This is a genomic window from Salinimonas iocasae (assembly GCF_006228385.1).
Lineage (GTDB): Bacteria > Pseudomonadota > Gammaproteobacteria > Enterobacterales > Alteromonadaceae > Alteromonas > Alteromonas iocasae.
In genome coordinates, this window is record NZ_CP039852.1 from 132,673 (window position 1) to 154,987 (window position 22,315).

General features: G+C 50.0%; 20 protein-coding genes and 1 riboswitch. Of the genes, 6 read left to right on the forward strand and 14 right to left on the reverse strand.

Features of this window, described 5'->3' with window-relative positions; all coding sequences use genetic code 11:
• Window positions 1-35: 35 nt before the first annotated feature.
• From FBQ74_RS00540 to FBQ74_RS00555, 4 genes are all read left to right on the forward strand, one after another.
• Entirely contained in the window at window positions 36-236 is a 201-nt protein-coding gene (locus tag FBQ74_RS00540) for a DUF1656 domain-containing protein (protein ID WP_139754815.1), read from the forward strand.
• A 6-nt stretch (window positions 237-242) separates the two neighbouring features.
• Window positions 243-1,103: an efflux RND transporter periplasmic adaptor subunit gene (locus tag FBQ74_RS00545; RefSeq protein ID WP_139754816.1), complete on the forward strand. Its 861-nt coding sequence runs from the start codon at window positions 243-245 to the stop codon at window positions 1,101-1,103.
• A gap of 2 nt (window positions 1,104-1,105) precedes the next feature.
• Window positions 1,106-3,181: an FUSC family protein gene (locus tag FBQ74_RS00550; protein WP_139754817.1), complete on the forward strand. Its 2,076-nt coding sequence runs from the start codon at window positions 1,106-1,108 to the stop codon at window positions 3,179-3,181.
• 66 nt (window positions 3,182-3,247) lie between these two features.
• Window positions 3,248-3,916: a hypothetical protein gene (locus FBQ74_RS00555; RefSeq protein WP_139754818.1), complete on the forward strand. Its 669-nt coding sequence runs from the start codon at window positions 3,248-3,250 to the stop codon at window positions 3,914-3,916.
• On the opposite strand, the gene FBQ74_RS00560 is transcribed toward FBQ74_RS00555, so the two are convergent.
• Entirely contained in the window at window positions 3,903-5,363 is a 1,461-nt protein-coding gene (locus tag FBQ74_RS00560; protein WP_139754819.1) for a M20 family peptidase, read from the reverse strand. The genes FBQ74_RS00555 and FBQ74_RS00560 overlap by 14 nt on opposite strands.
• A 96-nt stretch (window positions 5,364-5,459) precedes the next feature.
• Window positions 5,460-6,599 (reverse strand): Card1-like endonuclease domain-containing protein, encoded by a 1,140-nt coding sequence (locus FBQ74_RS00565; RefSeq protein ID WP_139754820.1) that lies wholly within the window; start codon window positions 6,597-6,599, stop codon window positions 5,460-5,462.
• A gap of 153 nt (window positions 6,600-6,752) precedes the next feature.
• Here FBQ74_RS00565 and FBQ74_RS00570 point away from each other — a divergent pair, with 153 nt between their 5' ends.
• Window positions 6,753-8,114 (forward strand): YcjX family protein, encoded by a 1,362-nt coding sequence (locus FBQ74_RS00570; protein ID WP_139754821.1) that lies wholly within the window; start codon window positions 6,753-6,755, stop codon window positions 8,112-8,114.
• Window positions 8,107-9,000 carry a YcjF family protein gene (locus FBQ74_RS00575; RefSeq protein WP_139754822.1) on the forward strand — a complete coding sequence of 298 codons (894 nt, stop codon included), beginning with the start codon at window positions 8,107-8,109 and terminating at the stop codon, window positions 8,998-9,000. Before FBQ74_RS00570 ends, FBQ74_RS00575 begins: the two co-directional genes overlap by 8 nt.
• Here the strand turns inward: FBQ74_RS00575 and FBQ74_RS00580 are convergent, their stop codons facing one another.
• The 12 genes from FBQ74_RS00580 to FBQ74_RS00635 form a co-directional block, all read right to left on the reverse strand.
• Complete coding sequence (locus FBQ74_RS00580) at window positions 9,001-10,227, reverse strand: threonine/serine exporter family protein (RefSeq protein ID WP_139754823.1); 1,227 nt, start codon at window positions 10,225-10,227, stop codon at window positions 9,001-9,003.
• A 160-nt stretch (window positions 10,228-10,387) separates the two neighbouring features.
• Window positions 10,388-11,695, reverse strand: a complete 1,308-nt coding sequence (locus tag FBQ74_RS00585; protein WP_139754824.1) for a cation:proton antiporter — start codon at window positions 11,693-11,695, stop codon at window positions 10,388-10,390.
• 85 nt (window positions 11,696-11,780) lie between these two features.
• Window positions 11,781-12,638 carry a PhzF family phenazine biosynthesis protein gene (locus FBQ74_RS00590; RefSeq protein ID WP_139754825.1) on the reverse strand — a complete coding sequence of 286 codons (858 nt, stop codon included), beginning with the start codon at window positions 12,636-12,638 and terminating at the stop codon, window positions 11,781-11,783.
• 50 nt (window positions 12,639-12,688) lie between these two features.
• A complete protein-coding gene (gene thiH, locus FBQ74_RS00595) occupies window positions 12,689-13,804 on the reverse strand; it encodes a 2-iminoacetate synthase ThiH (protein ID WP_139754826.1) in 1,116 nt (371 codons plus the stop codon).
• Entirely contained in the window at window positions 13,801-14,568 is a 768-nt protein-coding gene (locus tag FBQ74_RS00600) for a thiazole synthase (RefSeq protein ID WP_139754827.1), read from the reverse strand. The genes thiH and FBQ74_RS00600 overlap by 4 nt, the downstream gene beginning before the upstream one ends.
• A gap of 3 nt (window positions 14,569-14,571) precedes the next feature.
• Window positions 14,572-14,772 carry a sulfur carrier protein ThiS gene (gene thiS, locus FBQ74_RS00605; protein WP_139754828.1) on the reverse strand — a complete coding sequence of 67 codons (201 nt, stop codon included), beginning with the start codon at window positions 14,770-14,772 and terminating at the stop codon, window positions 14,572-14,574.
• 3 nt (window positions 14,773-14,775) lie between these two features.
• Window positions 14,776-15,519: a HesA/MoeB/ThiF family protein gene (locus FBQ74_RS00610; RefSeq protein ID WP_139754829.1), complete on the reverse strand. Its 744-nt coding sequence runs from the start codon at window positions 15,517-15,519 to the stop codon at window positions 14,776-14,778.
• The gene (gene thiE, locus FBQ74_RS00615; RefSeq protein WP_139754830.1) at window positions 15,512-16,975 is read right to left on the reverse strand and encodes a thiamine phosphate synthase; all 1,464 of its coding nucleotides are present in this window, start codon (window positions 16,973-16,975) and stop codon (window positions 15,512-15,514) included. Before thiE ends, FBQ74_RS00610 begins: the two co-directional genes overlap by 8 nt.
• Window positions 16,976-18,841, reverse strand: a complete 1,866-nt coding sequence (gene thiC / locus FBQ74_RS00620; protein WP_139754831.1) for a phosphomethylpyrimidine synthase ThiC — start codon at window positions 18,839-18,841, stop codon at window positions 16,976-16,978. It abuts the gene before it with no gap.
• A 99-nt stretch (window positions 18,842-18,940) separates the two neighbouring features.
• Window positions 18,941-19,043: riboswitch (TPP riboswitch) on the reverse strand.
• A 101-nt stretch (window positions 19,044-19,144) separates the two neighbouring features.
• Window positions 19,145-20,317 (reverse strand): heme biosynthesis HemY N-terminal domain-containing protein, encoded by a 1,173-nt coding sequence (locus FBQ74_RS00625; protein WP_139754832.1) that lies wholly within the window; start codon window positions 20,315-20,317, stop codon window positions 19,145-19,147.
• Window positions 20,314-21,627: a uroporphyrinogen-III C-methyltransferase gene (locus FBQ74_RS00630; RefSeq protein WP_232371954.1), complete on the reverse strand. Its 1,314-nt coding sequence runs from the start codon at window positions 21,625-21,627 to the stop codon at window positions 20,314-20,316. Before FBQ74_RS00630 ends, FBQ74_RS00625 begins: the two co-directional genes overlap by 4 nt.
• Complete coding sequence (locus tag FBQ74_RS00635; protein ID WP_139754833.1) at window positions 21,603-22,313, reverse strand: uroporphyrinogen-III synthase; 711 nt, start codon at window positions 22,311-22,313, stop codon at window positions 21,603-21,605. Before FBQ74_RS00635 ends, FBQ74_RS00630 begins: the two co-directional genes overlap by 25 nt.
• Window positions 22,314-22,315: the final 2 nt, after the last annotated feature.

Here is a 22,315-nt window from a genome sequence, read left to right on the forward strand (position 1 = left end):
TGCCATAGTGCACTTGTTACAAAAGGGACGCACTCATGCTTACTGAGGTGGCGCTGGGCGGGATGCTTTTCAGCCCTCTTATCGTTTATCTGCCTGTGGCATTTCTGATTTCAGTGATTACACGCCTGACACTGGTAAAAGCGGGAATCTATCAAAAGCTTTGGCGGCCTGCCTGGTGTGAGGTCAGCTTATTCATCTGCTATCTGGCAGTCGTTGTTTTTATTGCAGGAGGTTAGCCGGCTATGGGCACGGTGATAAGAATTATTATAACGCTGATAATTGTGGCGCTGGCCGTGCTGGCCGGACGATGGGTGTGGGACAGGTACCTGCATGCTCCCTGGACTCGCGATGGCAGAGTGCAGGCTCAAATTACCACTATTTCGCCGGATGTATCCGGGTGGGTGACAGAGTTATCAGTAACCGATAATCAAAAAGTCGAAAAGGGCCAGCTTCTTTTTACCATTGATGATGCCCGTTATCAGGCAGCAATCGATGAACAGCGCGCCGCCCGCGAGGCAAAAGAGCTGGCGTGGCAGCTCGCCCAACATGAATATCAGCGACGCAAAGGCCTGGCTAAAAACAATACCATCAGTCAGGAAGAGCTTGAAATAACACGGATGAACGCAGAAGCGGCGCGTGCCGAATATAACCTTGCGAATGCTAAGCTTAATACACTACAGCTGAATCTGCAGCGCACCCGGGTCAAAGCGCCCCAGGCAGGTACTATTGTTAATCTGGACCTGCGTGAGGGCAATTATGTCAGTCAGGGAAAACCGGTACTTTCGCTGGTAAAAAAGGGCTCGTTCTATGTGACCGGCTACTTCGAGGAAACAAAGTTATCGCTTATTCATGAAGGTCAGCGCGCCACCATTAGCCTGATGAGTAATGAGCAGCCTTTAACAGGTAAAGTTGTCAGTATCGGTGAAGCCATTGCTGATACCAATATTCATCGTAATGAACAACTTCTGCCCCGTGTGCAGCAAACCTTTAACTGGGTAAGGCTGGCCCAACGGGTGCCCGTTGATATAGAGCTAGATCCGGTGCCCGATAACGTCAGGCTGGTGGCAGGCACAACAGCCTCTATTCATTTAAACGAGCAGTAATCATGCAGCTGCCCCTGTTAGCGGCGACTTATCTCACGCCTTCTAAAGACAGCGTAATCTTTGCGTTTAAAGGCGTGCTGTCAATGGCGATGGCACTCTACATCTCGCTTTATTTTAATCTGGAAAAACCCTACTGGGCCGTGGTGTCTGCAGTTTTTTTGCAGGTCAGGCCTGAGGGCGGGCTGGTGGTTGAAAAAACAGTGAGCCAGATTACCGGAACACTGCTGGGCGGCGTGTTTGGCATGTTCGTGCTTAACTATTTACATGCTGCACCGGTACCGGCAATGGGTGTACTGGCGGTTTGGCTAGCGCTTAATTCATCACTGTCTGCCATGGTCCGCCGGGTCAACTTTATTTATTTTTTTGCCATGGCCAGTGTCACGCCCTGCATCATTGTGCTGTTAACAATGTCGACCCCTGAACTGGCAACCAACCAGACTATCTTCAGCATTTCTCAGGCGCGGATTACCGAAATCATCGTCGGTGCACTGTGTGCGATGACCATTAGCCTGCTGGTCTTTCCCAAGCGCCTTAAAACATCTTTACGAATGCAGGCAAAAACGGTTATCAACCGCACACTGCATTACGTCAATCTGGAACTTGACCCCGAAGGCTCGCATGAAGACCGGCATCAGTGCATTGATGAAATTCTGGAGTCACTGGCAGCGCTCAATGATGATTCCAGTGCGGTGGCATACGAAGGGCCGCAGGGGCCGGGCAGGGCGCGGGCTGCAAGTGTTATTTGCAACAAAACCCTGTCAGTAGTTGCTGTAATTCAGATTTTTGGCAGGTTACAGCGCAACCATCCGGAAGTTTTGTCGGGCACGCTGAAGGAGCTGTTAGATGTTTTACGCAGCGATCTAAAGAAAATAGCCGAAACGTCTGACTATCAAACCTGCTACGAACTGGCGCAGGCACAGCGCCGTAAGCTTTTAAAAATTTCCAAACAGACCGAAACTGTAACCCCACTTGAGGCAAGGCTGCTTAAAACAGCGCATGAAATGCTCTCTGAAATGGTACTTATTCTGCGCGCTAATAATACGCTGATAAAGGGGCATGCCTCAGTACTTAAAGCACCAGAGCACCTGCCTTACCGCGATCCACTCATTGGTCTGGCTACCGGCCTGCGAACATTTTTAGTGTTTAACTGCGGCGCGTTACTGTGGCTTTATACCGGGTCGCCGGCTGCCATAATGGTAATGATTATGCCGGTTATTTTCTCGATTATGTTCGCACGAATGCCTCCCGCTGTCGTGAAACAAGCGCTCAAACGTATGTTGATGGGTGTAGCCGTTGCGATACCCGTTGCTATCTTCTACGCCCTGAATTTACTGGCGCAGAGCAGCGGCGATTACGGCTTGCTCATATTAGTACTCAGTGCGCCCTATTTCCTTGGGCTAATGGCAATATCCCAACGTTCAACACTACCCTATGGGCTTGGGTTCTGCATTCCGTTCACTCTGCTGGTGCAGCCGGCAAATGATATGACCCGACCGCTCTCGGTCGACTATACACTTAGTGCAGCAATCGCCATTGTTGTCGGGGTTAGTTTGTTGTACTGGATTTTCCGCCTGATTACCGGACCGGGTGTGCAAACCATGCAGAGACGGCTATTACATGCAACCCGGCGTGATCTTCAGCGCCTGATTGAGCAGGAAGCACCAGCGCACTGGTACAACGCCAGAATGGGAGACCGGTTACTCAGACTTACCAGTTACGATAAGGAAGCGGCCAGCGATGCCCGTGTTATTACCGACCTGGGCCTGACAGGCCTGAATCTCGGTCATACCTCTATTCGCGTGCGTAACCTGGTACAGACCGTTACAGACAAAGACTTATCGGTCATTCTGAAGCATTGGCAATACGTTCTGGCCGATACATTCATTGAAGCAGCCAAAGGCGAGACAACTGAACGTTTCAGACAAATGTGCGATTCCGTTTTATCTCAGGTCCGGCAGGATGCTAACGGGCCTGCCCACCTTACGCTTATTGAAGGTATTTTCGACCGGCTTGATTTGACCTTTCAGCGGACCGCTAAAATGGTGCGCGAAAAGAATACAGAGGTGAAAAGTCACTGATCTTAATTGTGACAAAGTAATTATATTTTTATTACAGTATGATAATTATAAAGCAATAGGATTTGCATGATCTTTCCCAACTGGCGCTTAGGATTTCCGGTAACTGTGATTATCGTCTTAATGGCGTTATCGGATGTAGGCTTTATGGTTATTCATCTGGCTTTTAAACTGGACCTGGTATCTCACCCTCATTTTTCGATGACCCGGGATCGTGGCTACGCTGAAGTATTTCAGTATTTGAAAATTTTCTGGATCATTTGTTTATTAGCGATACTGTTTATGCGCTACAAAGCGGCAGTGCTCTTAGCGTGGATTTTTATATTCGGCTACATGCTCTTAGATGACTCGTTACAGATTCACGAAACGGTGGGGCGCTACCTGGTGGCTAATTTCGATATCCAACCGGCGCTCAGATTGCGCGCGCAGGATTTTGGCGAGCTACTGGTAACCGCTATTGCTGGCGCATTCCTGTTTAGTTTCCTTGCAGTGGCTTATTTAAACGCAGCAAATTATGCCAAACAGGTTACACACAGGCTGATAGCACTGGTTGCTGCTATCGCATTCTTCGGTATTGTCATCGATATGGTTCATATAATGATTCCATGGGGTTACACATTTTTTGCCATGGTTGAGGATGGGGGTGAAATGCTGATTATGAGCCTGACACTGGGATACTGCTTCCATCTGATATTACAGACTCGAACCCATTCAGAGGCAGCTATCAAAGCTGCCTGAAAAGGTGACTATAAAAGGTCACTGCATTCATCATATTTTCAGTGGTGATATGCTCGTTGGTGCCGTGAAAGCCATCCAGGTCTTTATCTGAGATGATCATTGGATTAAACCGGTAGGCTTGGGTCAGGGTGGCATAATGATGACTGTCGGTCGCCGCCACAGTCAGACCAGGGGTAATAACGGCATCAGGATATACATGGCGCGCGGAACCTGAAAGTAAGCCGAAAGCCTGATTATCAGATGGTGAAACAGAAGACGCGGGGAATGATTCAGTTACCTCTATCTTTATTTCGTCATCATCAATAGCTTGCTTCACCCAAATAACGATATCTTCAATGCTATCTCGTGGATGAACCCTGAAATTGATGGTTGCTGTAGCAACTTCCGGCAACACATTGGCTTTGATACTGCCGCTCATCATGGTTGGCGCTGTTGTGGTTCTGAGCATGGCATTTCCGCTGGGCGACCGGCCTACCACCTGTTCGATGACCGGACGAAATAACCAGCTGTTTGCAAACAGGACTCGCTTATCAAACGACATATGCCGGGCAATACCAGAATACATTTCGCCGGTAACACCGCTTAGCCCGCCCGGCACTGGCGCGTCCTGAATTGCGACGACCGCTCTGGATATGCGGGTAACGGCAGTTTGTTCCGGAGGCATTGAGCTATGTCCCCCTGCGCCGGCTGCACTGAGTCTGATTGTCAGAAAACCTTTTTCGGCAACATTGATACTGGCTATGGGTTTTTCCAGACCCGGTACTAAGCCATCCAGCACGAATGAGCCTTCATCAAGCGACCACGCCGGGGTTATATTATTATCGCGAAACCATTCGGTTACTGCTTTAGCCCCCGCATTACCACCAAGTTCCTCATCATGGGTAAACGCGATATAGATATCAGATTTTGGTGTAAATTGCTGACGGACGGCAGCCTCTACCGCTTCCATAAGGGCGATGACCGCACTTTTATCATCCAGCGCACCACGTCCCCAGATTCGGCTTTGTTCGTCAATATGGCCGGCGAAAGGCGGGTGAGCCCATTTACTTACAGTAGTCGGGTCGACGGGTACCACATCGTAGTGAGCCGACAGAAGGACTGGTTGTTTTTGCGCATCGCTACCGCGCCAGTGAAAAAGTAATGTGTGTGTATTGATAGTGTGCAGGCTAAGCGTCTCATGCGCAGTGGGATAGGTATCAGCCAGCCATTTTCTGAAAGCTGAAAATGCCTGGGTGTCAGTAGGCGCTGATTGTTCAGACAAGGTTTTAAAGCGGATGCTTTGAGACAGGTGTTCAGCAACCTGTTCAGCAGAAGGCAAAGCATAGTCTCCAGAACCTGCCGACCGATAAACATTTTGAGAAGGCGTAAACAACGCCCCGCGAATCAGAACAACCGCAATAACTGCCGTAAGCAGCGCAGCAAGTGTTAGTAACGTTTTTTTTATCATTGGCTAACAGGGCGAGCGTAAATTTTTATCCGGCATTCACCTTAGCAGATTTTTGTATTCAACAGGAAGTCGGCCTTTTTACCAGGCTTATTCAAACTACGCCTGTTCGAGCCAGTTAGCCAAATGGTGCTTCAGTCGGGGGATCTCCTGCGAACCAAAAACACGGATACCCAGTTCAGTGGCTCTTAATCTTGCAGAGGGAGAGACATCGAAATAGGTAACCAGTGCAGCACGCCCTTCCAGGCCACCCAATAGTTCATTGAGGGAGTCCAGTTTATACAATGTATTGGTACTGCGCAGTGCCTCCATATATTGCGTTTTGCATTCGATAATGTGCAATTTATTGTTAGCCAGGGCTACCACATCAAGCTCGTTACTAAGTGTTTTACCGTTAATTTTTCGGGTGATTTTTGCGCTATGGGCGGTATCCTGAATACTTGTAACCTGTCCGGTTATTCCCTTAAGAACGGCAAATGTGTGTTCTTCAAGCCAGCCGCCGTTACAGAAAAAACGGGCTTTTTCACTGGTAAAAATTAGCGTGTTATCCTCCACCTTCACATACCCGAGCGCATCGAGCTCCCACAGCATGCTGGACAAAACTGAGTCGTTACGATGCCTGTCCTCCATTTGTACCCGTAATGCATCGGAAGCTTTTGAGGCCAGATAATTTAGCGCTCTCAGAGCCTGTGCGCACTCTTCAATATCATTTGCCCAGCTTTCTCCGAGCTCTCTGACAGTTTTACTTACTCCGTGCCTGTTATCCTCTTGGGAAAGGGTGGTTTCGAAAAGGGTGAAGTATTCATGCAATTTGAGGCGATCATCAATAGGCGTTGGTGCCTGATCTTCCGGATGTAACCAGTACAACTCATCCTGCGCAGGCTCAACGACGAAAACCGGGCAGTCATAAGCACGCGCAACCTCAAATGCGGCCAGTACATGGTATCTGTCTCCCGCTGAGGCATTCAGCCATACTTCACCATCCTCCGATTCGCAAATCTGTGAAAAGAGCTCAAGAAAGGCATCTTTAATTTTCGCCGTTTTCACCGTATCGGGTAGACAAAAAAAACTGGCTTCAAACCCGCGGGTTTTTGCCAGCCGTATAAGCTGCTGTGCGTTATTTTCATAATCGCTGGTGCCGGCGATAATCAGTGAGTCACTGGGTATAGAAGGGTCGATAACCGGTGTCAGTACAGACGTAGCGCTATCATTAAGTAAGCAAACGTGGGTAGTAGCCATCACTTTTCCTATAAAATCAAAAGCATAATGCGAAAGCTCTTGATGAGTGCATACGTAAACATACCGGAAATGATGTAACAAAGTATAAAAATGTATTGAAACTGTTTTTATCGCAGGCACATTAATAACAGGCAGTAGGAAAAAGGAGCAGTATTGATTACGCAATGGTTTAATCCGGCAAAAAACAATCACTGGGCTGACTGGTTTTTAAAAGAGCATCACCGCTTCACAATTACCGGGTTGAGCCGCAGTGGTAAGTCGACACTTTTCACCAGTCTGATGACGATGCTCAAATACCGCAGTGAAGGCGGTTATCAGTGCCTGCCTTTATTGGAATATCTGCCTGCAGAATTAGTCGAACACATGTGGATAGAGCCGATAGATGGCTTTGAGATGTTTCCCGTGGAACAACATATCGAAGCCTTAGGCAAAAAAGCGTGGCCAAGTCCGACAGAAGATGTGTATGGATTTAAAGTGCTGGTTAGACTGCGTGAGACCAGTGGTGTTAAGAAGCACTTACTTCCCTATACAGATGTGGTGTTTGAGTTTATTGATTATCCGGGCGAGTGGCTAACGGATTTACCCATGCTAACAAAACCATTTACGCAATGGTCCGACTCGGCATGGGCTCAGCAAATGAACAGACCGCAGCGTGATTATGCAGAGCAGTGGCATGATGTTGTGGCAGAGTTTGACTTTGATCAGCCCCCAGAGCCTGAGCGCGTTGAGATGTTGGTTGAGCAGTACCGAAACTACCTGCTCTATGCAAAGCAAAACGGAATTACTTTGTTGCAACCAGGTAGCTTTTTATTGGGGGATACCGGCTTTGACTGGCGCACGCATGGATTTACGCCGCTACCATCAAGTGTCAGTAGTGATGTAACCCACCCATGGACAAAGCTGTTTGATAAAAACTACCGTTATTTTCAGAAGCAGTGGCTGGCGCCGCTGAAAAGCCGAACATTTCGACAGGCTGATAAACAAATTATCCTGATTGATTTGTTCGAGGGACTGAATCACAGCAAACAGCATTTGTATCAGCTAAAAGAAACCCTGAGCTATTTGGCCGAAGTTTTTTCGTATGGTGAAAGTGGGTGGTTCAGCCGTAATATTTTGCGCCAGCAGGCTATCAGTAAGGTTGCTTTTGTGGCGGCAAAGTCAGACTTACTGCCGCCTGTATACCATGACGACTTATTGGTGCTGCTTAAACAGATAACGGAAGGGGCGGTAGCAAAAATCAAGGATAAGCCGGTTCACTTCGAACATTTTCTGGTCAGCGCGCTGCAGGCCACTGATCCGGGTAGTACGCCAAGTAGCCTGCGATATCGTGGAAAAGCCGGTCAGTACATCGAGGCTGAATTTGAACCGCTGCCCGAAAGCCTGTCGGCAATGTCCTCGCAGGAGCATTTTCCGGTGCTGCCTGCCAGTGTACCGGATGATTACCTGCCCAGAATACTCAGTGGCCGGGGACTAGACCGGTTATTACAGTTTTTATTAGGAGATAGTCATGAGTGACTCTGTATCCCCGTATCGCGCGAAGATTCAGCAGCGCGAAGTCGATGAAGCACCGCCTACACATGCGATGCCTGAAAAATTTGCTGCTCAGGAATGGCAACCGGATGCTAAGGGTGGGCGGTTGTCGCTATTTACGATGACATTGCTATTGGGGCTGTTGGCATTGTTCGCTTTTAGCATCGTTGATGCCATCTGGTATCTGCAAAGTGCCTATGCCGAGTCTCCGGTTTTGAGTATTGTGCTGGCGACATTGCTCACAGCATTTTGTGGCTGTCTGTTATGGTTGGTCACTCGCGAGATCCGTGGCTACCGCGCAGTCAATAAATACCTGCATCGAACGCCTGACCTGACCGAGCTGGCAAAATCCTCTCACGAAGAAGCGGTTAAAGCGTTAAAAAAACACGCTGCAACGTTTTCCGAAGAAAGCTTTGCGGCACATCGCTTTCGCCAGTACCTGCACAGTGTTCAAGACGATATGAGTGCGAAGGAGACTGTCAGGCTTTATGAGCGGGTAGTGGATGAGCCTGTAGCGGCCAGAGCACGTGATGTTGTGCGAAGAGAATCGATGGTTAGTGGAAGCCTGGCGTTTGTCAGCCCGAACCACCTTATTCAGACTCTGGCTATTTTGTGGATAAGTTTGCGAATGGTACGCAGGGTGGCTCAGGTCTACGGACTACGGCCAGCTACCACAGGAAACTGGCGTTTGATGACCATTTTGGCGCAAAATTTAGCTGCCCAAAGTATTTTCGACCTGGCCAGCGATGAAATCGCAAATCAAATCAGTGGATCGCTGACCGCACGTTTTGTCGAAAACTCTGCCGAGGCCGTCGCGGCAGGGGCATTGAATGTTCGCCTGGGTAAAGCACTGATAAAGCTATTGAGCTAATTACAGGGCTTTTTTTGTCGGCATCACGACGTTGGCAAAAATTAGCCCTGCTACCAGAGACATAAAAATTAAAAACACATCCTGACCGATGTGATCGGCCTGAACAAAATTCTGACCGGAAATGAATGAATTCAGGCCGATATACGTTTTAGAGCCGGGCACCAATACAATCAGACCATGCATACTGACGATGGTCGCAGGCTGGTTGGCAAAGCGTGTAAATACGTTTGAAAAGACACCCAGTGCAAATGCGCCGACAAAGGTCGCCACATTCTGGTCCATGAACTGTGAACTGCCCACGGTCACGCCATATGCCACAAAAGACGCAAGTATGCCCCAGATGATATGTTTTGGGCGGGTGCGAAAAATTGCAATCAACGCGATACACAGCAGTAATACAGATAGCCAGGTAGCCCAGTAGGGAAGCGACGGGGCCGGTTCATAGTTATTAGCACCAAACAATGCAAAGCCACTGGCAACCCCCAGAAATGCACCAAAGTACAGCTTAAATAACTGCATAAGTGCATCCATAACCCGCGCGGTGCCCGATACCATATTACGGGAGGCCAGCTCTGCTAAACCCATCGTCAGCGCCAGGCCCGGTACCAGAATAATGACGGAAGAAAGCACAATCAGCGGAATATTAATCCCCGGGTCCAGATAGCTACCGATGGCACTGGTAGCCAGGCCGGAAACAAAAGCGGTGACAGGTTCCAGCATCAGATTTACCCGTTTGGAACGGGTTGCCCATAAACACCAGATATACGTTAGCAAGCCAAGGATACCGGACCAGGCAATCTCTGATACGCTGGCGCCCATCAGCATGGCAAAGGCACTGGTTGCCAGACCAAATGCGCAAAAGGTTACCAGCTTGCCATACGGACTGGGCATGGCATCAATTTCATCCAGCTTTTTATCTGCTTCGCTAAGCGACAGTTCACCGGAAAGCAAGGCAATGGCAAGCTCATCCGTGCGTGACAGTGCGTTTAAATCCAGCTCGCCGGGTTGCAGGCGCGCAGCTGAATTGTATTCGTCCTCGTGGCGATCAGACCATAGTACAAATGTCAGCGAAGTAGGTGTTGATATAAACGCAGAACGTACACCCAGGTAAGTTGCAACTTCGGTGAGATACGCTTCGAGTCGAAAGGCCGGCGTTCCGTACTTATGTAGCATTTTGCCCAGCTTAACGATAAATTTTCGTATCTGAATGAACTCAAGGGTATCCACGTATAATTCTGCTTTGGTGATGGTCGCCACGCTGGCGAAGTGGTTAAAATTCAGGCGGATTGTAGAGTCGAAGCTGAGATAATACAACGCAAATTTTTATATTTTTCGCATCAGAAAAGCTAATCTGAAAAAGCGTGCCATCCCCCTGTTACTGACTGCGCTAATCACCCTTCACGCCTTCAACAAAAGCCTTTTCTCTGTATGTGTGTGCGGCCTTTCTTTCTGCTTTCGCCATTAGAAGTGGCGCGGCGACACCATGCACCACAATTGATAGCAGCACCGTGAACATGACGGCAGACCAGATAGCAGAAATATCACCAAAATGGCCGTGATTCTGACCATATAACAGATAATAGAGCGACCCGATACCACGGACACCCATAAATGCGATTGTCAGCCTTCCGAAAGTGGGAAAGTCGCACCTGGCCTGGCCAATCATGCCAGCCAGCGGGCGGAATAAAAACACGATGAGGACACCCAGTAACGCCCCTTGCCATGTAAGATGATCCAGCGCTCCTCGTGCCACGAATGCACCAAGAATGAGCAGAATAATTACCAGAAGCACGCGCTCGATTTGCTCCATAAATGAATGGGCTTTGGTATGGTAACCGTGTTCAGGCTGGGCCTGCTTTGTAGTGACGGCACCGACAAAAACGGCGAGAAAGCCATAGCCATGAATAGCTTCGGCAATACCGTAAGAGCAAAGCAGAGCTCCGAGGGTCACTACACCTTCACTGCTATAGGAAAGCGGGTGATTTTGCGCACTGGTTTCGTCTTCCTGTTTTGCCAGATAAGTGAATAAATACCAGGCGCCAAATTTACCAAAGATATAGCCCGCTGCCAGCCCGGCACCTACGCGCCACAGCACATCTTCCAGCGCCCATTGTATTGTCCAGTCGCCCAGGGATGCCATACCGATGGCTGCAACTGCCAGATGCACAAACGGAAATGCCAGGCCATCGTTAGCGCCTGCCTCAACAGTCAGGCTGAAACGAATATCGTTTCGATTGGTTTCGCCGGGCGGGCCAACCTGTACCGAGCCGGCGAGCACCGGATCGGTCGGGCTTAACACCGCTCCCAGTAAAATAGCTGAAGCGGCCGTCAGCCCCATCCCGTACCAGCCAAATAACGCCACCATAATAATGCTTAGCGGCATAGTGACTAGTAGTAGGGGCCAGACCTGGTTCCAGCAGCGTAAAGAAAATGGTCTGTCTATGGCGGTACCGGCAGCACTTAATGACGCAATAACCAAAAACTCTGTCAGATACTCGCCAAATAGTGAGTGCGCTTCATTATTCAGAAAGTCGACAGATGGCAAGCCGATGGGCAGGCTGAACATCCCCCAACCCAGAAGAACATAAACCAAAGGAAAGGGGATCAGATTGTTACGAAGACGGTTTTCAAGCGCTACTGCTGCGACAATCGCTACGCCGAAAATAATATAGAGGTAAATTCTGGCTTCAATCATGTTCGGTGGCTACCTGTACCTGTTATGACAGAAAGTACCTGTCGCTTTTAAAATGTATACAGATAGCTACCGAATTAAATAATATTTAGATTAGAACCGGCGAACTTATCGGGCCTGCCACCTCGCCACTTACCCGTACCGGTGTATCGGGTTCAGACGAGAGTAAAGCAGCCAGTGAGCACGGTTGACCCATTACATCGCCTTGCATGAAGTGCAGTGTTGCGTTGAGACTTTCGTCATAATTCAGCGCCTGGTTATCCCGCAGGTATCCGCCTATTGCCGCAGCGGCTGCTCCGGTAGCAGGATCTTCATAAACATCACCGGCAGCAAACAGATTTCTCATGTAGATTTCATTACCGGTGATATGAAGCGGCACAAGCGTAAGGATATTGTCTGTAAGCATTTGCGTCTTTGCCGCATCAAAATCGTAAGATACCTCGTCTACGTCACTGCGGGACTGTAGCGGCAACACAAGATGAAGATTACCCGCGAATGCCAGGCCAGCAGGTAATGATGCAGCCAGCGCGTTGTCCGACAAATGACAAATTGCCAGATAGCGTTCAAGGATGTCTTGAGTTAACGGACGGGATGAAGCCGGTGGGCTGGACAACGTAGCCGTGGCGTCGGTACAGCTGACATCAATTCGGGCATGGTTTAGTTGCAGCAAAAAGTCACCATCACCATACTTTTTAGCCAGCGCTTTGCCCAGCGCCAGGGTCGCATGCCCGCAAAATGCAACCTCTGCCGCAGGCGAAAAATACCTGACCCTGAAACCTTCGGCATACCGGGTGGCGAAAACTGTTTCAGAAAAGCCCATCCGTTTGGCTATAGCCAGCATAGTGGCATCGTCGGGAAAAGTATCACACAAACAAACACCGGCGGGATTTCCCCCCGCGCCCTTTCGGGTAAATGCGTAGTATGTTTCAACTGACCAGCTCATCATGACTCCGAACAATTTGCCTACAGCTATAATCAGCCAGTGATACCGTCAGGTCAACCACGAAAACCGGGTAACCAATCCTGCCAGACGGGCTCAAGGCCCTGTTGGCTAAGCGCTGCAGCGACCTGCGATGCCGACCGGTGGTCTTCTGTATCAAACTGATTAAGGTGTTCTGTCTGCGCGCTATAGCCGCCGGGCTGAGTTTGGGAGGCCGCAGACATACTTGTGACACCCAGACTGGCCACATTATCGCGAAAGTAGGCAGACTCCCGGGTGGAAAGTGACAGCTCGGCTTGCGGATGCATAATTCTGTGAGCGCAAATCAATTGTACTAACTGTTTGTCGCTAATCATTGATGCAGATGGCGTGCTTCCCTCACAGGGGCGCAAACGCGGGAACGCGACAGAGCATCGCGAGCGCCAGTAATATTTGTGTATTAATGAAGTATGCATCGCAGCAAATGTGCTGTCGGTACGCCAGTCTGCCAGGCCCAGAAGCGCGCCCACACCGATCTTTTGCATCTTAGCCTGGCCAAGCCGGTCGCTGGTTTCCAGTCGCCAGTCAAAGTTCTTTTTGTTACCTCGCAGATGATACTGGCTGTATTGGCGACGATGATAGGTTTCCTGATAGACAAGTACGCCGTCTATCCCAGCCTGTTGCAACTGCTGATATTCATGAGTGTGAAGGGGCTGAACTTCGATCATCAGATAGTCAAAGTAGCGACGTAACACTGCCAGAGCTTCCAGAAAGTAGGGCATACCTACTTTAGTTTCATGTTCGCCGGTTACCAAAAGCAGGTGACGAAAGCCCATTTTTCTGATGGCTATGGCTTCGAGGGCGATCTCTTCCATCGACAGCGTTTTGCGTCGAATGCGGTTACTCATGGTGAACCCGCAATAGGTACATTCGTTAGCACACAGGTTTGACAGATAAAGCGGCACAAACATAGAGATAGTGTTGCCAAAATGCCGCCGGGTAATTACCTGAGCCTTTGCTGCCATCGCCTCAAGGTAGGATTCTGCGGCAGGTGAGACCAGTGCCATAAAATCGTTGATGTCAGGTTGTTGCGCCGCCAGGGCCTGCTCTACCCTGTGAGGCGTTGTGGCTGGAATAGATAAACTGATTTCATCCCAGTCAGCCTCTCTTAATTTATCTGCAACGGGGGTCATAGTGCATCCAAAAAGCCGGTGAGTGGACTTGATGAGTTTGCCTTTTGGGTCACACTGCCCAGACCGGCCTCAAAGGCCGCCCGCCCGGTTGCAACAGCCTGAGCAAATGCCTGAGCCATCACGACAGGGGCCTGCGCACTGGCAATCGCACTGTTGACCAGTACGGCATCAACGCCCATTTCCATCGCGGCCATTGCTTCGCTGGGCTTTCCGATGCCTGCATCAACAATCACCGGAACACTGGCCTGCTCAACGATAATGTCTAAAAAGGGGGCGGTGAGTAAACCCTGGTTAGACCCAATGGGCGCGCCTAACGGCATGACCGCCGGACATCCCGCCTCCTCCAGTCTCTTGCATAATACGGGGTCGGCGCTGCAGTAGGGCAGCACAATAAATCCGTCTGCCACCAGTTGTTCCGCAGCCCTGAGCGTCTCAGTCGGGTCGGGCAGCAAATAGCGCTGGTCCGGATGAATTTCCAGCTTTACCCAGTTAGTATCAAGTAACGCCCGGCCAACCTGTGCTGCGTATACCGCTTCTTGTGCGTTACGCGCCCCTGAGGTGTTGGGGAGCAAGGTGATATTCAGTTCACTAAGTGCGGCCAGGGTAGGGTCTGCCCGTTCATTGTCTCTGACCCGCTTCATTGCTACGGTGACCAGTTCGCTGCCGCTGGCAGAGATGGCTTGCTGCATGAGTTCGGGGGATGAAAACTTGCCGGTGCCGGTAAATAATCGTGATGAGAATGTTTTATCGTGAATGGTAAGCACTGGCTAGCCTCCGGCTACAACAGTAAAAGCGTCAATGTGGTCGCCGTCCTTAAGAAGGGTATCGGCCCATTGACTGCGATAAATAATATGCTGGTTAACCGCCAGCGCCAGTTCTTCCGCCGGTAAGGATAAAGCCTGTGGAATAGCATCCAGGCTTTGAGGGGCTGAAAATGTATAAGATGCATCGTTAATCGTAATATTCATGATTTACTCCTGACAGACCGGGCAATCTGGAGCCTGTGCTAAATGCAGCTGTTTCCAGGTCAGCGTACGACCGCAGAACTGCATCAGCGAGCCCCAGGCAATGGGGTGGCGATGCGTGAGATAATTTATCGCTATCAACGCCTGATAGAGGCCGGCAATCGCCACTACGGGTCCCAGAATGCCGTGCGATAAACACGATGATTGCGGCGTGGCGTCCAGGGCGTGCAGGCATCCATAGCAGCAGGCATCCTGTTGCCAGTGAAACGCAATCACATGGGCCTGCAAACCGGTAGCGGCGGCGCTTACCAGTGGTTTTTCTAAAAGGCGTGCCTGGGAACTGATGTACATTCTTGCCTGAACGTTATCGGTGCAATCCAGTATCAGGTCTGACCGTTCAAGTACCGGTTTTACATTCTCATGCTCGGCACAATTCTCAAAAATATCGATATCGCATCGTGCGTTATTGTCTTTGAGTCTGGCGCGGGCGCAGTGCACTTTAGCTTTCCCGATGTCTTTTTCACCATAGAGATGCTGACGTGGAAGATTGCTCAAGTCCACGCTATCAGGGTCGATTAGACTGAGTGTTCCGGTACCGCATGCTGCAAGTTGCATCGCCGCCGCACAGCCAAGTCCTCCCATACCAATAACTGCCACACTGGCCTGCTCAAGCTTTTGCTGGTGGGTTTCGTCAAAATCTTCCACCAGAAGCTGACGGCTGTAGCGTGAGTACCATTGTGGATCAGTCATTTTCTGCTCCCTGCTGGCCCAGCAAATGCTGAATTTCCACAATGGTCTGCGATGGCTCAGGTGAGTCAGTAATAGCGCTAACCATGGCTACGCTACTGACTCCGGTAGCCCAGACTTTTTCAACCTGCGCAGGGCCAATACCGCCGATGGCGACACTGGGGATGTCGCCACAAAGCTGACGGTAGCGAGCCAGCCTTTTAACTCCCTGAGGGACAGATGGCATCATCTTCGTTTGCGTAGCAAATACATGGCCCAGGGCAACATACGAAGGCGACAATGCCAGGGCACGACACACCTCCGCGTACCCATGCGTAGATATACCCAATCGTAGGCCGGCGCGAGCAATAGCATGTAAATCGGCATCTGCGAGGTCTTCCTGACCCAGATGTACGCCAAACGCACCAAACTCGATGGCCAGTTGCCAGTGGTCATTAATAAATACCTGCGCGTTATATTGCTTTCCAAGAGCAATCGCCTGCCTGATTTGTTTATGTAATTCAGGTGTCGCTCCATCTTTAATGCGAAGCTGCGCAATATGGACACCGGCCCTCAAAACCAGCTCGAGCCATTCACAGGAACTTACCACCGGATACAGTCCCGGCTTTTTATGTGTTAATGGTGCAAAAGCTGCATCAGGGATGTCATGCCCGGGTTGGGTTACCGCCGGATAATCATTATTACTATCCGGCCAGCTAAGTGAGCCTGCGACGGCCGAACCAGCATCAATATGGCGGTTACTTTTAAAGGCCTTATTGATGAGCGCTTTCGCCAGACAAACGGCATCCTCACAAATATAATCCTGAGCCATAAAGCATGCTATAGCTGTTGCGAACATACAGCCTGTACCGCGCAATGCGCCTGAAACCCGCCGACTGGAGAAATTCCACTGAAGGTTTTGGGTAAACAGTTGATCGGTAGCCTCGTCATCAGTCTGGTGGCCGCCTTTAAAAACCACGGCTTCAGTTCCCTGTGTCAGAAACCAGTCAGCCGCCACTCGGGCATCAGTTTGTTGTGTGAGCGTCTTCATTTCCTCATAGTTAGGCGTCACAACGTCGACAACAGTGAGAAGTTGTTTAACAGACTGCTCACTTAGCTCACTCAATGAAGCGCCTGCTGAACTGCGTAACACCGGGTCCCAGACAACCGGCACATAGCCCGGTTGCTGTTTAAGCACACTGAGCCTGTTGATAAGCGCCGGTATTATTTCATTGCTGACAGCGCCAATTTTTACAGCGGCAGGGTAGTGAGAGGCGATGGCCTGCAACTGTACATCCACATGCTGCGTCAGTGATATCGCGCTATGAGCATGGGTATTTGACTGGGCACTGATTGTGGTCACAACCGTAACCGCGTGGCAATTAAGCGCACTGGCAGTGGCAGCATCGCGGGCTATGCCCGCCCCGCCACTGGTATCCAGACCACCAATGCACCAGATAATTGGTGTGGTGCTGCTCACTTAACTTACCTCGCTGGCATCAACGTATAATTTTGCACCCTGCTCATTAAATTTTTCAGCCATTGCCTGCATACCCTCCCGGGCCTGCGCACTATCGCGCACTTCCTGAGATATCTTCATTGAACAAAACTTGGGCCCGCACATTGAGCAAAAGTGGGCGACCTTATTGGATGCCTGAGGCAGTGTTTCGTCGTGATAGGCGCGAGCGGTGTGCGGGTCGAGTGCCAGATTGAACTGGTCTTCCCAGCGAAACTCAAACCGGGCTTTAGACATAGCATTGTCGCGAATTTGTGCGCCGGGATGGCCTTTCGCCAGATCGCCTGCGTGAGCAGCAATTTTGTAGGTGATTAATCCTTGTTTAACATCTTCTTTATTGGGCAGGCCAAGATGCTCTTTCGGAGTAACGTAGCAAAGCATCGCGCAGCCGTACCATCCAATCATAGCTGCACCAATGCCCGACGTAATGTGATCATAGCCCGGCGCAATGTCAGTGGTAAGCGGGCCAAGTGTATAGAAAGGCGCGCCGTGGCAGTGGGTAAGCTGCTCTTCCATGTTCTCTTTGATCATGTGCATGGGCACATGTCCCGGCCCCTCGATCATAACCTGAACGTCATGGTCCCAGGCGATTTTGGTCAGTGCGCCCAGGGTGCGCAGCTCGGCAAACTGCGCTTCATCATTGGCATCGGCCACCGATCCTGGCCGCAAGCCATCGCCAAGTGATAAAGAAACGTCATAGCGGGCGCAAATCTGACAAATTTCATCAAAATGCTCATACAGAAAGCTTTCTTTATGATGACTCAAGCACCACTTAGCCATGATAGCGCCACCGCGAGAGACAATGCCGGTGACGCGATTAGCGGTCATGGGAACGAAGGGTAAGCGAACACCGGCGTGAATAGTGAAATAGTCAACCCCCTGCTCAGCCTGTTCTATCAGGGTGTCACGAAATATCTCCCAGTCCAGATCTTCGGCAACGCCGCCAACTTTTTCCAACGCCTGATAAATGGGTACTGTACCCAGTGGAACGGGGCTGTTGCGAAGCAGCCATTCCCGGGTTTCATGAATATTGCGGCCGGTGGATAAATCCATAATGGTGTCGGCACCCCAGCGCGTGGCCCACACCAGCTTTTCTACTTCTTCTTCAATAGATGAGGTAACCGCGGAGTTGCCGATATTGGCGTTAACCTTGACCAGGAAATTGCGACCTATAATCATTGGCTCTGCTTCAGGGTGATTGATATTAGCCGGGATAATGGCGCGACCTTCTGCGACCTCTTTACGTACAAATTCCGGGGTGATTTGCTCAGGCAGGTTAGCCCCGAAACTTTCTCCCGGATGTTGTTGCGTCAGCATGGTGTCACGAACCTGCGCGCGGCCCATATTCTCTCTGATAGCGATAAATTCCATCTCTGGCGTGACGATTCCCTGCCGAGCATAGTGCAGCTGAGTAACCGCGGCCGTTGTTTTAGCAGCAAGGGGAGCCCGTTGTCGGCTAAAGCGAAGCTCATCCAGTGCTATATCTTTAGCGCGAGCCTGTGCGTAGGTAGATGATACGCCGGATAACGGCGCGGTATCCTGACGCGCCTCAATCCATTTTTCTCTTAAAGCAGGCAGTCCATTGTTAACATCAATCGGACAGGACGGGTCACCATAGGGGCCCGAGGTGTCATACACCGGAACGGGAGAATTAGGCTCGCTGGTATGCTCATCAATTTGCGTATTGGCGAGCTGTATTTCACGCATGGGCACACGGATATCCGCTGAGGAACCGGTCTCGTAAATTCTTACCGAGTTGGGATAGGCTTCGCCTTTAAGCTGATTAATAAAAGATTGCGCTTCAGCACGTTGCTGACGACGATTTGACATAGCATTTTTGCCTTTTGAAAATAGTAAAAAATGCTTGTCTGGAGGTTGAAAGACGTCGGTAATGCCTTACAACCCTGGCGGGATGAAAAGAAAAAGCATTACGCAACTCGCCTTGTTCCCTTCGCAGGTATTAGCCTGATCAGGTTCAACGGATCCCGCATAGCGGTCTCAGCTTGTTAAACAAGCACTCCGACAAGAATGAGTAATTAGTATAAAGACCTTTGTCGACTTACATCAACCAAAGTCGTAACAATTTTTGTGAAGGCCGTGAACATCAGCTTCACAGCCTTTATCTGACGCTATTTATGACGTAGCAGCCACACCTTGCTTATAGAACGCCAGGGCCCGGCTGTTGTCGTTCTGACGCTCACTGATTTCAGCCAGTAACATCAGGTCATGGGCGTTCTCACGCAGTTTAACGGCTTTCATCAGGGCTCGTTCAGCAAGTGAATAATCACCGGCATTAAAGGCCAGCTCGCCCAGTACTGAGTAAAGTGTGGCATTTTTATCATCTTTCTTGAGCCATGACTCAAGTAGTGTCACTGATGCTGAAGGGTTTGGCATCTTCAAGCGCCGGAACATGGGTAACAGCGTCTCTTCCGGACCTTTGCTCTGCCATTCTACCAAACAGTTTTCAGCATCATGATGCATGCCTTGCTCAATCAGCTGCTCTACATAGGCGGCACGAAATGCTATATCGTGACGCTTTTTGCGTGGTAATTCTTCCCAGTATTGTTTAAGGGCGTTGGCACCTTGCTTACTGGCAATCTCGGCAAACTTACCTTTTGCTGCGCGCTGTGCAAGGGGCACTGCATCCTTTTTCAATGTGCGACGCCATTGAGGTAAGTGATTCTGTATCTGCTGCCAGTGACCTAAAGATGCCATGCACTCGGCTTTTGTTTTTACGACCTGCGGGTTTTCAGCCTCGCTTTCATCCAGAGTGCCAAGTACGGAAAGGGCTTGTTCATGCTGTTGTCTTAGCATCAACAGCCGTGCATGCATTAAAACAGCGGCAACGCGAGAATGCGGGTAATCAGCGGCGTGGCCCAGTAATGTCTGGCAGCGCTCCCATTCTCCCATTTCATGGGCAACCTGTGCAGCGATGAGCAAATCGACACCGTCAAAATCACCGTCAGAAGCATTTTGAAATGCTTTTTTCGACGCTTCTAAATCGCCTTCCGCATACGCCTGAATTCCGCGATAGAAGTTTTTGCGCCGCTTGTTACGACTCAAGCTGCCAAACCACTGCCAGGAACCAGAAAACAGGTGCACAATGGCCTTTATCAAACGCCAGACCACCCAGGCAATCAAAATTGCGATAAGTACGCTGATCACCAGGCTGACCACAGTCATCTCAATGACCAGTGAGCCCATTGATATCAGCACATAGCCTTTTTCGCCAATTACCTGCGGTGCAATTAATATTGCCGCAAGTACTACGGCTATCAGTAATACAGATACAATCAGTTTTTTCATAGAGCGCGGGCCCCCTGACCAAATGCATCATCCACACGCTTATCCAACAAACGGCGTAATGGGTCAGCACTTTCCAGCGACTCCGGTAACTCCTGACTGATATCTGTATCAACCAGATTTTGAAGAGCGTTCATATATTGCTCGATAGCATTTGTATCCATATCGTACTTATTGACGATAATGTCCATCGCGTTTTGTAAAGATTGGTCATACAGAGATTTGTTGCCAGCGATGGCGGCAGATTGCGCCTGCATCATCTGTAATTTCAGTTGCTCGCGGCTCAGCCATTGCTCTTGCTGACTCATGACAGGTTCCACCGGCGTTTCCGTTCGGCTGACAGAAATAAAATCATCTACGATATTGCGCCAAACCTGCTTTAAGTTTGATTGCCAGTCATCTACTGACTCACTCAATTCGCCCTGCTGTGAATCGGTATCTGGTTGCTCAAATGTATCAAGCGGTAGTGATTCCACCTGAGACAACATGCCCGAGATGGCCAGCGCCACTGAGGTGCGGGAAACAGGATTTAGCTGCCGTAGCATCTGGATATCTTTGGCTATTTTCTCACGTACAGGTAAAACTGAAGGATCGGAAAGCTCGGACAAACGCTGGTCTGCATTTGAAAGCAGCATGACTGCTGTTTTGATGTCTTTTTCCAGCCAGACCTTGCGGCCAGCCATTCTTACCAGATAATCCGCCTCTGCCAGTAACCAGTCTGACGGACGTTTACCTTCCATGTTCTCAAGCTGCGACAACGCCTGCTCGCTTTGACGTGAAAGGGTTTGTGTTTTGTTCTGCAATTCGCTGATTGCCTGATTTAGAGCCTGCTTCGACTCAGATAGTTGCGCCAGCTGTGACTGCAACTCACTGTTTTGCCGGTTCATCGCTTCGATACGCTCAGCCTGCTCGGATTGCGATTGCATCAGCGACTGATTGTTATCTGCGCGCTGTTTCCAGTACCAATAACCTGCACCGGCAAGGGCCAGGGTTAACAAGAAAGTCAGAATAACGAAAAACCAGAGTCCACCGGTAGAGGGAGATTTTTTGCCGGATGTAGACGACTGTGGTTTAGATTTTGTCGTGTTTGTTGTTTTTCCGGATGTTTTTGATGAAGATGCTGCAGAACCACTGACTGTCTTACTGTTCTCAGATTTACTGGTGTCAGTTGATTTTGCTGGAGAGGACGCCTTGGAGGAGGCTTTATTTTCTGCTGGCTTATCACTGCGAGACGCTGTTGAAGACGTCGAATCCGGGCCATTTTCTTTTTTATCGTTGTCCGCCATGCTTACTCCCAATTTTCCTTTATCCATTGGCATAACTGCTCATCACTAGCGCCTGGAGCAACGTCTACGTTGCACACGCCCAGCGCACCAATTGTCTGCGCTACCCGTGGACTCACCGTCAGCCAGGGCAGCGACGTTAGCAATGCGCTGTCATAATGTCTGAATAGCTGCTTCGCCATTTCTTCACTTGTTGCAATAATGCCTTTTACGTCAGGCCATTGCCATTGGTTTGTTTGTACCGGTGCTTTCATGATAATACGCCGGTATACCGCAAATTCTTCCACTATTGCGCCAGCTTTACGTAAGGTCTTATATAGAGTGGTACGACCAGCTTCACCCTTTATAATAGCGATTTGCAGATTTTTTGCATCTTTTAACGCTGGAAGCGTTAGCAGGCCTTCTGAAGTAGGTATAGACGGGCTTTGCGCATCAATACCGGCACGAGCAAGCACCGCTGCGGTCGCCGCGCCAACCGCCAGACACAGCGGCGCTGGCGTACCTAAATGCAGGTTGGCCATGGCGCGTGCAGCATACTGACTGGTTACAATTAAAATGTCGGGCGTACTATCTTTCAGTACTGTCTCAAGCCGACTGATTTGCTCGTCACAACCAACAATATCCACCATCCCCAGGCAGGTAACGGTCAGGCGCGCCTTCTGCCACGCCTGCTGACTCTTATAAATGCCGGGAACCGGCCTGGTCAGTAAGTACATGG

Coding starts and splice junctions, on each gene's coding strand:
- FBQ74_RS00540 (WP_139754815.1), top strand. CDS start 36: ATGCTTACTGAGGTGGCGCTGGGCGGGATGCTTTTCAGCCCTCTTATC.
- FBQ74_RS00545 (WP_139754816.1), top strand. CDS start 243: ATGGGCACGGTGATAAGAATTATTATAACGCTGATAATTGTGGCGCTG.
- FBQ74_RS00550 (WP_139754817.1), top strand. CDS start 1,106: ATGCAGCTGCCCCTGTTAGCGGCGACTTATCTCACGCCTTCTAAAGAC.
- FBQ74_RS00555 (WP_139754818.1), top strand. CDS start 3,248: ATGATCTTTCCCAACTGGCGCTTAGGATTTCCGGTAACTGTGATTATC.
- FBQ74_RS00560 (WP_139754819.1), bottom strand. CDS start 5,363: ATGATAAAAAAAACGTTACTAACACTTGCTGCGCTGCTTACGGCAGTT.
- FBQ74_RS00565 (WP_139754820.1), bottom strand. CDS start 6,599: ATGGCTACTACCCACGTTTGCTTACTTAATGATAGCGCTACGTCTGTA.
- FBQ74_RS00575 (WP_139754822.1), top strand. CDS start 8,107: ATGAGTGACTCTGTATCCCCGTATCGCGCGAAGATTCAGCAGCGCGAA.
- FBQ74_RS00585 (WP_139754824.1), bottom strand. CDS start 11,695: ATGATTGAAGCCAGAATTTACCTCTATATTATTTTCGGCGTAGCGATT.
- FBQ74_RS00590 (WP_139754825.1), bottom strand. CDS start 12,638: ATGATGAGCTGGTCAGTTGAAACATACTACGCATTTACCCGAAAGGGC.
- thiH (WP_139754826.1), bottom strand. CDS start 13,804: ATGACCCCCGTTGCAGATAAATTAAGAGAGGCTGACTGGGATGAAATC.
- thiS (WP_139754828.1), bottom strand. CDS start 14,772: ATGAATATTACGATTAACGATGCATCTTATACATTTTCAGCCCCTCAA.
- FBQ74_RS00610 (WP_139754829.1), bottom strand. CDS start 15,519: ATGACTGATCCACAATGGTACTCACGCTACAGCCGTCAGCTTCTGGTG.
- thiC (WP_139754831.1), bottom strand. CDS start 18,841: ATGTCAAATCGTCGTCAGCAACGTGCTGAAGCGCAATCTTTTATTAAT.
- FBQ74_RS00625 (WP_139754832.1), bottom strand. CDS start 20,317: ATGAAAAAACTGATTGTATCTGTATTACTGATAGCCGTAGTACTTGCG.
- FBQ74_RS00630 (WP_232371954.1), bottom strand. CDS start 21,627: ATGGATAAAGGAAAATTGGGAGTAAGCATGGCGGACAACGATAAAAAA.
- FBQ74_RS00635 (WP_139754833.1), bottom strand. CDS start 22,313: ATGTACTTACTGACCAGGCCGGTTCCCGGCATTTATAAGAGTCAGCAG.